7 protein-coding genes and 1 pseudogene are annotated in these 7,178 nt (G+C 62.2%); 6 read left to right on the forward strand and 2 right to left on the reverse strand.

Going from position 1 to position 7,178, the window contains the following annotated elements:
• Nucleotides 1-370: Rv3235 family protein (locus RWT78_RS26465; protein WP_314681983.1), on the reverse strand; the 370-nt coding region annotated here is incomplete at its 3' end.
• A gap of 250 nt (nt 371-620) precedes the next feature.
• On the opposite strand from RWT78_RS26465, the gene RWT78_RS26470 reads away from it, so the two are divergent.
• The 6 genes from RWT78_RS26470 to RWT78_RS26495 all read left to right on the forward strand — a co-directional run bounded on the left by RWT78_RS26470 (nt 621) and on the right by RWT78_RS26495 (nt 6,851).
• Nucleotides 621-1,046, forward strand: a complete 426-nt coding sequence (locus RWT78_RS26470; protein WP_021343720.1) for an HAD-IA family hydrolase — start codon at nt 621-623, stop codon at nt 1,044-1,046.
• Complete coding sequence (locus RWT78_RS26475) at nt 1,040-2,449, forward strand: wax ester/triacylglycerol synthase family O-acyltransferase (protein WP_007731194.1); 1,410 nt, start codon at nt 1,040-1,042, stop codon at nt 2,447-2,449. The genes RWT78_RS26470 and RWT78_RS26475 overlap by 7 nt, the downstream gene beginning before the upstream one ends.
• 23 nt (nt 2,450-2,472) lie before the next feature.
• Nucleotides 2,473-2,973, forward strand: a complete 501-nt coding sequence (locus RWT78_RS26480; protein ID WP_030535010.1) for a DUF6912 family protein — start codon at nt 2,473-2,475, stop codon at nt 2,971-2,973.
• 92 nt (nt 2,974-3,065) lie between these two features.
• A complete protein-coding gene (locus RWT78_RS26485; protein ID WP_003940928.1) occupies nt 3,066-4,184 on the forward strand; it encodes a ferredoxin reductase in 1,119 nt (372 codons plus the stop codon).
• Between the two features lie 24 nt (nt 4,185-4,208).
• Nucleotides 4,209-5,471 carry an acyl-CoA desaturase gene (locus tag RWT78_RS26490; RefSeq protein ID WP_003940901.1) on the forward strand — a complete coding sequence of 421 codons (1,263 nt, stop codon included), beginning with the start codon at nt 4,209-4,211 and terminating at the stop codon, nt 5,469-5,471.
• Nucleotides 5,472-5,609: 138 nt separating this feature from the next.
• Nucleotides 5,610-6,851, forward strand: a complete 1,242-nt coding sequence (locus RWT78_RS26495; protein WP_003940700.1) for a fatty acid desaturase — start codon at nt 5,610-5,612, stop codon at nt 6,849-6,851.
• 98 nt (nt 6,852-6,949) lie between these two features.
• Here the strand turns inward: RWT78_RS26495 and RWT78_RS26500 are convergent.
• A pseudogene (locus RWT78_RS26500) lies at nt 6,950-7,178 on the reverse strand (ribosome small subunit-dependent GTPase A); the annotation flags it as partial.

Raw genomic sequence — 7,178 nt, forward strand, 5'->3', positions numbered from 1 at the left:
AGCCTGTTTCGTCTGTGTGGTCGATCCGGCCTGCGACGGCAAAAGTCTGCGTGCCTCGTGTGTACGTCGCACAGACTTCGGCGGTACTCTCCGACACTGCTTGAACGTGGGTGCGGTGAACGGCCGCGCCGCCCAGCTTCCGGGCCGAGGAATCCGAAGTGTAAAGTCGCGCAACAACTTCCAGGACGGACGGCGTCAACACGCCCTTGAGTTGCCGTGGATTTCGTCGTCGGTCGACGGTTTCGAGAACCAGACGTAGTGATCGGTTCCAGAAGATGTCGGCACCTACCAGCCGCGGTTCCGGAGCGTGAGTGAACCCGGTACTGGGCGACGTTCCGTTGTGTGGCGTCTTTCGCGGGCGACGCAGCATCCGGTCTGTTCGGCACTGCGTTCGGTCTGGCCGGCACTGTGGCCGCGACAGCACGACGGTATGCGGGTGAGGCTCGAATTGCGGCGCCGGCTCGAGAACGATCTTGCAGTCCGGCTCCATCACACCCCCCCGGATGATCCTGCGTCCGAGACAGCTGTCTCGGACTTCGCTCCCCCGAGCGATGGTGAGAAGCATGACACGAATCGCTCGAGATGTCGCCGTGATCACCATCGCGACTTAGGGTGATGGCGTGCGGGGACTTCTGTTGGATGTCGGTGGCGTGCTGTTCGGTCCGGGATCGGATCTCGACGGCTTGAGCGCGGTCGTGCGCGCGGTGAAGGCCCGCGGAATCGTGACGGGAATCGTCAGCAACGATCCCGGCGGTGCCAATGCTCAGTGGTTGCGGGATCTCGGAGACGGGGTCTTGGTCGACGACGTGATCTTGTCCGGTGATGTCGAGATGGCGAAGCCCGACGCCGAGATCTATCTGTTGGCGGCGAGTCGTTTGGGCGTCGAGCCGGAGGACTTCGTTTTCGTGGATGATCTCGAAATCAACGTCCGGGCGGCGGTGGCGGTCGGGATGGTCGGGGTCCACCACGTCGGCTCGGAATCGACCATCGAGGAGTTGTCGATTCTGTTCGATCTCGGCGACGGAGGGGACACGAAGCCATGGTGAACAGACTGACGACTCAGGATGCTGCTTTCTACTTCCTCGAAGCCGGGACGACGCCGATGCATGTCGGCTCGTTGGGGATCTTCCGGCAACTGCGAAACGGGATCGATCACGAGGAATTGCTTCGTCTGGTCGAAGAGCGGCTCGGATCGGTTCCGCGTTACCGCCAGCGAGTGCGTGAGGTGGCGTTCGGCCTGGCCCGCCCCGTGTGGGTGGACGACTCGGATTTCGACATCACTTATCACGTTCGCCGATCTGCTCTGCCCAAACCGGGTTCCGACGAACAGCTGATGGATCTGATCGCGCGGCTGACGTCGAGACCACTCGACAGCACGAGGCCGTTGTGGGAGATGTACCTGGTCGAGGGGCTGACCAGAAACAGATTTGCCATCTTCACGAAGTCTCATTCGTCGTTGGTGGACGGCGAGGCGGCTCCAGAGATCAGTCAGGTGATCTTCGATCCGGAGAAGAATCGAGCGCCAGGCCCCGAAGAATTGTGGATGCCCGCCAGGCCGCCGAGCGACACCAGCTTGTTGGTCAGTGCACTGGCAGATCTCGTGACGAGCCCGGGGGAGGGGATCGCACGGGCGCGTGCAGCGTTCAACGACGTGACCACATCCGTCACCGAGGCAGTGAGTGCACTCGGGAAGCTTGCAGAAGTGGTTCGAACGGCGACCCAGGTGGCCCCGTCGAGCCCGCTCAATGCCACCATCTCGCGCAATCGGCGACTTGCGGTGGCCAAGACGTCTCTGGAGGACTATCGACGCATTCGTGCGCGGTACGGGTGCGAGATCAACGACGTGATCCTGACCGTCATCGCGGGTGCGATGCGGAACTGGTTGCTCTCGCGCGGTGAACCGGTGACCGAGGCGACCATCGTGCGAGCGATGGTGCCCATGTCGGTCTACACCGACGGCCCGGAGAGTCCTGACGTCGACGATCCGCAAGCGCCCGGACATGTTTCCTCGTTCCTCATCGACCTGCCTGTCGGTGAACCCAACGCGGTGGTTCGGCTCTCGCACGTGGCCCATGCGACGGAGGCATTCGCGCGTCAGGGTCGGCGGGTCACCGCGCAGACGATGGTGCGAATGTCCGGGTTTGCGCCGGCGACGCTGCATGCGATGAGCTCGCGTGCGGCCAGCAGTCTGTCGCAGCGAATGTTCAACTTGATGATCACCAATGCGCCAGGGCCGCAATTTCCGCTCTACCTCGGTGGGGCTCGGATGCTCGAGATGTATCCCGTGTCGCCACTACTCAAGAATCAGACACTCAGCATCGCCCTGACGTCGTACGACGGAAATGTCTACTACGGTTTGAATGCCGACCGTGACGCGATGTCGGACGTCGACGTCGTTCGTTCGCTGATCTTCGAGTCACTCGAGGAATTGACGGATGCGAGTCGGTGACGAACGAGCATGAAGGTGGTCTCATGAGGGTGTACGTACCGGCGACGGTCGAGATTTTGCAGCAGTTGGTCGCAGATCAGGAGTTCGACCCGATGAGCCGGACGGCTTTTGCGGTCACCCCGACTCTGCGTGAGTCGTACGCGGCGGGGGACGACGACGAGTTGGCCGAGGTCGCCATGGGTGAGGCTGCGCGTGCGTCGCTGCGACTGATCGCCGGAACCGAGGGTGACGTCACCTTCCGGCGTGCTGTCGTTGCCGCCGACGTCGACGATGCCGATGTGAAGTTACGGCCCGATCTCGACGATTCGGTAGTCCGATTGGCGGGTCCTGTGACGATGGCTCAGGTTGCATCTGTGCATGTCGACCTCGAACAGGCAGAATCGGACATCGAGCGCGCTGCTGGCATAGTCGACGCGGCGGATCTCGGTGACGCCGATGCCGAGTTCACGCTCGGTGACGCGGAGGACCACGAGTTGGCGTGGTACGCCGCGCAGGAGTTGCCGTTCTTGCTCGACCTGCTGTGAATGTGCTTACCGTGAAGTAACCTACGGTACCGTAACCTGATAACCTACGGTACCGTAGGCGGTGGGTTCGGAAGGTGAGAGGTGGAGGTCTGATGGGTCTGAAGGACTGGATCGAGGCACCGGCAGCGTCGGTAGTTCCGGCAGCGCGGTCGAAGCTCAATCTGCTTCGCGGTGCGGCGGCTCGGCTGACCACACCATTGCTTCCCGACGACTATCTGCACCTCGCGAATCCGTTGTGGTCCGCCCGCGAGCTGCGCGGCCAGATCGTCGAAGTCCGGCCCGAGACCACGGACTCGGCGACCATCGTCATCAAGCCGGGTTGGGGATTCGACTTCAACTACCAGCCGGGGCAGTACATCGGCATCGGTCTGCATATCGACGGCCGTTGGCATTGGCGGTCGTACTCACTTACCTCGCCTCCCAACTGGGAGAACAAGCGCATTTCCATCGCGGTCAAGGCCATGCCCGAGGGCTTTCTCTCGAGCCACCTCGTCAGCGGGGCCGTGCCGTCGGGAACCATCGTTCGACTGGCCACGCCTTCGGGCAACTTCGCGTTGCCGGATCCGCCGCCGGAGAAGATCCTGTTCATCACCGCCGGCAGTGGCATCACTCCGGTCATGGGCATGTTGCGGACGATGAACCGGCGCGGTCAATTGCCCGACGTCATGCACATCCACTCGGCTCCGACGGAATCCGACGTGATGTTCGCCGACGAACTCACAGCACTGCACGCCGAGCACGAGGACTTCGTGAGCCACGTTCAGCTCACGCGCCGCGACGGAAAATTCAAACTCAGTTCTCTCGACACGGTCTGTCCCGACTGGCGTGAGCGCCACACCTGGGCGTGCGGACCCCTTCCGTTGCTCGACGAGCTCGAAGACGTCTGGAAGGCGGAAGGCATCGAGGATCGACTCCACATGGAGCGATTCGCGGTTTCACGCATCGACGCCTCGGCGGACGGCGGCACGGTCACGTTCGAGAAGTCGGGTAAGACGATCACCGTCGACGGCGCGACGACGCTTCTGGAAGCCGGCGAGCAGTCCGGCGCCTTGATGCCCTTCGGTTGCCGCATGGGCATCTGCCAGACGTGTGTCGTGCCTCTCGTCGCCGGCCACGCGATCGACCTACGCTCGGGAAAACAGCACGCGGAGGGCGAGCGCATCCAGACGTGCATCTCCGCCGCCGCCGGCGACTGTACGCTGGACGCATAGCTTCTAGGCACACGGAGGACCACGGTGGCCATCACCGATATCAAAGAGTTTTCGCACCTCACCGAGGCCGATGTCGAAGCTCTCGGACGTGAACTCGATCAGATTCGACTCGACATCGAAGACTCTCGTGGGATCCGGGACGCCCGCTACATTCGTCGCGTCATTCGCGTCCAGCGGGCGTTGGAGCTCGGCGGGCGTATCGCATTGTTCGGCAGTCGGTACCGACCGGCATGGTTGGTCGGCACGACCCTGCTGAGCCTGTCGAAGATCATCGAGAACATGGAACTCGGGCATAACGTCATGCACGGGCAATGGGACTGGATGAACGATCCCGAGATTCACTCCGTCTCGTGGGAGTGGGATCAGACCGGTCCTTCCGAGCATTGGAAGCGCGCCCACAACTACCAGCACCACACGTACACCAACGTCGTCGGTATGGACGAGGATCTCGGTTTCGGGATTCTGCGTATGACTCGTGACGAGCCGTGGAAGCCGATCAACCTCTTCCAGCCGATCGCCAACGTGATCTTGGCGGCCACGTTCGAGTGGGGCATCGCGCTGCACGACCTCACGGCGGCAGCCGAGTTGGAGGGCGCGGAAAAGGGGCAGCTGAACTCGCAGGCGAACAAAGACTTCGCGCGCAAGATCTTTCGTCAGGTGGGTAAGGACTTCATCTTGTTCCCGGCGCTGACGGGGCCGGCGTGGAAGTCGACCATGTCGGCCAATGCGACCGCGAACCTCGTGCGCAACCTGTGGGCGTACGTCGTCATCTTCTGTGGCCACTTCCCGGACGGTGCCGAGAAGTTCACGGTTGCCGAATTCGAGCAGGAGACTCGTCACGAGTGGTACCTGCGCCAGATGCTCGGTAGCGCGAACTTCAATTCCGGCAAGCTCATGGGACTCATGAGCGGCAATCTGAGCTACCAGATCGAGCATCACGTGTTTCCCGATCTGCCGAGCAACCGCTATCCCGAAATCGCTGTGAAGATGCGTGCGTTGTGCGAGAAGTTCGATCTCCCGTACACCACCGGTTCGCTCTTCAAGCAGTATCTTCTGGCTCTGCGCACCATCCACAAGTTGGCTTTGCCGGACAAGTGGCTGACCGCAACCTCGGACAATGCTCCGGAAACGTCTTCGGAACTGCGGTTCCGCGACTCGGGATTCCGGGACGCAGCCATGGCGATGGTCGAGGACCTTCGTACCGATCCGATCACCGGTAAGCGTCTCGGTTTGTTGACCGCACTCAAGTCGCAGGCCCGTTCCCGCATGCCGAAGCGCCGGAAGTGATATAGGTTACATCGGGAAAAACCTAACCTACGGTGCCGTAAGTTACGCTACAGTAGGTGCAGTTGATCTGAACGATTCGAATCGATGATCGTTCTGCACTTACTACTTTGCGCCTAACTCACTGCTAGGAGGCTTTCCATGGCGATTGCAGATGTCAAGGAATACGCACATCTCACGGACGCCGACATCGAAGCGCTCGGCCGCGAACTCGACGCGATTCGTCGCGACATCGAGGAGTCGCGTGGCGAGAAGGATGCGCGATACGTGCGCAACGTCATTCGTCTGCAGCGTTCGCTCGAAATCGGCGGCCGCGCAGTGCTTTTCGCCAGCCGTCGTCGTCCGGCGTGGCTCGCCGGAGTTGGCCTGCTGACGCTCTCGAAGATCATCGAGAACATGGAACTCGGGCACAACGTGATGCACGGGCAGTGGGACTGGATGAACGACCCGGAGATCCACTCCACCTCGTGGGAGTGGGACGTCACCGGCCCGTCTGCGCACTGGAAGCAGACCCACAACTACCTGCATCACAAGTACACCAACGTCCTCGGAATGGACGACGACGTCGGATACGGACTCCTCCGCGTCACCCGCGATCAGCGCTGGAAGCCCTTCAACGCCGGCAACCTGGTGTACAACACGCTGCTCGCGCTGTTCTTCGAGTACGGCATCGCCGCTCAGCACCTCGAGCTCGGCAAGGTGGCCAAGGGCCGCGCCGACAAGGAAGAGACGCAGCGCAAGCTCCGTGAGGTCGGCGAGAAGATCGGCAAGCAGGTCCTGCGCGACTACGTCATCTACCCGGCCATCACCGGCCCGGCGTGGAAGAGCACGTTGTCGGCCAACTTCACCGCCAACACTTTGCGGAACGTGTGGACCAACGCGGTCATCTTCTGCGGCCACTTCCCGGACGGTGCCGAGAAGTTCACCAAGGAAGACATCGACAAGGAAACGCAGGCTCAGTGGTACCTGCGTCAGATGCTCGGCAGCGCCAACATCGAGGGCAGCGCGCTCATGGACTTCATGACGGGCAACCTGAGCTACCAGATCGAGCACCACCTGTTCCCCGATCTGCCCAGCAACCGCTACAAGGACATCGCGGTCACGGTGCGTCAGCTCGCGGACAAGTACGACTTGCCGTACACGACGGGCCCGCTTGCCGTGCAGTACGCCAAGTCCTGGCGCACCATCGCCAAGCTGTCGCTGCCCAACAAGTACCTCAAGGACACCGTCGACAATGCGCCCGAGACGGCGTCGGAGCGGATGTTCGACGGCGAACTGACCTCGACTGTCGATCCCGTGACCGGGCGTCGCAGTGGCCTCAAGAGCGCCATCGCACGTAAGCGCAAGAGCGGAAAGCTGCGCAGCCTCCTCGGCCTGCGCTGATCGTCGACTGCGCTGACCGTAGACAGCAAGCGGCCCGACACCATTCGATGGTGTCGGGCCGCTTTGCTGTTCTCGCCCGGAACGTCGCTCGGGGGCGCTCAGTACTGATCGTTGGACTTGATCGCTTCCAGCAGTTGTCGCACAGCGACGACGCGTCGAGCTGATTTGCCCTCCAGCAGGTCGAGCTTGCATTCGGGATCTGCTGGCGGTCCGAGGTGCGTGCATCCGCGCGGGCAATCCTCGATCGCCGCACCGAGGTCGGCGAACGCCGCAGCCACCTAGTCGGGCGAGATGTGCGCCAGTGCGTCCGCACGGGGGCCCGGGGTG

This window comes from uncultured Rhodococcus sp., from assembly GCF_963525155.1.
In the GTDB taxonomy this organism is placed as follows: domain Bacteria; phylum Actinomycetota; class Actinomycetes; order Mycobacteriales; family Mycobacteriaceae; genus Rhodococcus_F; species Rhodococcus_F qingshengii.

What these genes read in the sequence shown, in the direction of transcription:
- RWT78_RS26475 (WP_007731194.1), top strand. Translation starts at nt 1,040, where the DNA reads ATGGTGAACAGACTGACGACTCAGGATGCTGCTTTCTACTTCCTCGAA.
- RWT78_RS26480 (WP_030535010.1), top strand. Translation starts at nt 2,473, where the DNA reads ATGAGGGTGTACGTACCGGCGACGGTCGAGATTTTGCAGCAGTTGGTC.
- RWT78_RS26485 (WP_003940928.1), top strand. Translation starts at nt 3,066, where the DNA reads ATGGGTCTGAAGGACTGGATCGAGGCACCGGCAGCGTCGGTAGTTCCG.
- RWT78_RS26495 (WP_003940700.1), top strand. Translation starts at nt 5,610, where the DNA reads ATGGCGATTGCAGATGTCAAGGAATACGCACATCTCACGGACGCCGAC.